The following is a 2,572-nucleotide window of genomic DNA, read 5'->3' as shown; positions in this document are numbered from 1 at the left end:
GGCGCGGCCGTTGCGGCCGGCGCGGAGCGTCACCCACAGGTCGGCGGGGGCCGGCGGAGTGCCCGCCGCGAGCACGTGCTGCAGGGCGCCCTCCAGTTCCTCGACGCCCTCACCGATCAGGTCGCCGAGCGGACGGCCGAGCATCGCCGAGCGGCCGACGCCGAGCGAGCGGGCCGCGTGCACGTTGGACACCGCGGGTCGCAGGTCGGCGTCGAGCAGCACCACACCCCAGGAGGCGTCGTCGAACAGGGCCTCGCTGAGCGCGATGGAGCGTTCCAGGTCGATCTGGGTGTGCACCTCGCTGAAGGCGCAGTAGACGCCGGCCGGCCGTCCGTCCGCGTCGCGCACGCCGGAGGACTGGGTGCGCACCAGCACCCGGCCGCCGTCCTTGGTGACGAGGGCGAACTCGTGCACCTGCCGGCCGGGGGCGGTCATCGCGGCGAGCAGCCGGGACTCGATGTCGTCGGCGTCGGCGCTGCGGACTGCCCAGCCGGCCAGGCCCTTGCGGCCCACCGCGTCCTCGCTGGACCAGCCGAGAATACGTTCCGCCTCGCGGTTCCAGTGGGTGACGACGCCGGCGGCGTCGAAGGCGCACAGGGCGGCGTCCATGCCGTCGAGCAGCGCGGCGAGCAGAGGCTCGCCACCGGCTGCGGGGCCTGTGCTGTCCGAACCGCCGCCACCGCCGGCGCCCCCGGCGCCGCCGGCTCCCGGTCCGGACTGGGTATCGGGTTGAGCAGGCATCGGGCACCCCCGGGCTTGACGCTGCTGCACACTGCGGCCGCACGGCCATTCAACTTGAACGTGACCCAGCACACAGCGCATTCAGGCAAATTGTTGCACCCCCGAAATCCGCTTGCCCGGCCGTGCGGCGGCGGTTACGGTCGGCGGCACACGAGAAGGGAGGTGGTTCCGGAAATGTACGACAACCGGACGCGTGAGGTGACTGCGGCCTAGCGGCCGGAGTCCGCACTCTGCGCAACGCCGGCTTGCCCGGCCAATTCCCAGCAGTCACCCGACCCGCGGTGTCGCCGGCACGTCCGGCCGGCCCCCGTTCCGCCTCCGGGCGAGCGGTGGAACGACACCGCGGGTCGCTGCGTTCCCGCCCGTGGTCTCCCGTCGCCCGTCGCCCGCCCGGGCGGGCCCCGCTCCCGCCTCCGCTCGTGCCGTGCGGTCAGTCGCGGCCGGTGGCCGGCAGCGTCGGTGTGAGCACGGTGGCGTTGCCCCGCGGGGTCACCGCGGCCCTGCCGGCGCTGTCGCTGACCCTGATGAGCAGTGCCACGAGCAGCCAGTTGGCGACCGTCGACGAGCCGCCCTGCGCGAGGAACGGCAGTGCCTTGCCGGTCAGCGGCACCAGGCCGGTGACGCCTCCGCCGACCACGAAGAGTTGCAGCGCGATCGTCACCGACAGGCCCAGCGCGAGCAGCTTGCCGAACGGGTCGGTGACGGCCAGCGCGGTGCGCAGGCCGCGTTCGACGAGCAGCGCGTACAGCCCGATGACCAGTGTCATGCCGAGCAGGCCGAGTTCCTCGCCGACGGTGGTCAGGATGAAGTCGCTGCGGCCGGCGAACTTGATCAGCCACGGCTGGCCCTCGCCGAGGCCGGTGCCGGTCAGGCCGCCGGTGGCGAAGCTGAACAGGGCCTCGGCCGGCTGGTCGGAGACCAGGCCGGGCGGTTGCCGCTCGGGCGGCAGGTAGATGGCGAGCGGGTTCAGCCAGGCGGTGACGCGTCCCTTGACGTGCGGCTCGATCGAGCCGACCACGAACGCGCCGACGGAGGCCATCAGCACACCGAAGAGGACCCAGCTGGTGCGTTCGGTGGCGGCGTAGAGCATGATCACGAACACGCCGAAGAAGATCAGTGAGGTGCCCAGGTCACGCTCGAAGACCAGCACCAGCAGGCTGAGCACCCACACCACGAGCACCGGGCCGGCGTTGCGGCCGCGCGGCAGCGTCAGGCCCCAGACCCGGCGTCCGGCGAGGGCCAGCGCGTCCCGGTTGGCCGTGAGGTAACTGGCGAAGAACACCACGATGAGGATCTTGACGAACTCGCCGGGCTGCACCGAGAGCGGACCGAGCCGGATCCACCGCTTGGCCCCGTACTCGTCGGCGCCGAAGAACGCCGGGGCCATCAGCAGCACCATCGCCACCGCCATGCCCAGGTAGGTGTAGCGCTGGAGCACCCGGTGGTGCCGCAGCACCGCCAGCAGCGCGACCAGCACGGCGACCCCGAGCACGTTCCACAGCGCCTGGTCGGCGGCGACCTCGGGAGCGTTGTACTGCTCGGCGTAGGAGTGGTCCAGGCGGGACAGCAGGACCAGGCCCAGCCCGCCGAGCAGCACCGTCAGCGGCAGCAGCAGCGGGTCGGCGTACCGGGCGAAGCGGCGCACCGCGAGGTGGGCGAGCAGTGCCACCGAGCCCAGGCCGGCCACCTGCGCCGGGTAGCCGGGCGGCAGCGCGCCCTCCAGGGCGAAGCCGGCGGAGGCGTGGCCGACGGCGGCGACCAGGACGGCGAGCACGACGAGCAGGCCCTCCCGGCGGCGTCGCCGCGCGACCCACCGTTCGACGTCCGTGCC

2 protein-coding genes are annotated in these 2,572 nt (G+C 73.3%); both read right to left on the bottom strand.

The features are described from left to right. Window positions 1–741 (bottom strand): PAS domain-containing protein (locus ACYVE9_RS22410; RefSeq protein WP_461029695.1); only part of this gene is annotated, 741 nt, incomplete at its 3' end. Between the two features lie 430 nt (window positions 742–1,171). Beyond that, a partial coding sequence (locus ACYVE9_RS22405; protein WP_461029694.1) for an FtsW/RodA/SpoVE family cell cycle protein occupies window positions 1,172–2,572 on the bottom strand: 1,401 nt, incomplete at its 5' end.

This window comes from Streptomyces sparsus (genome assembly GCF_054776295.1).
Note: the sequence above shows the minus strand (reverse complement) of the source record. Positions and strands in the feature narration are given on the sequence as shown.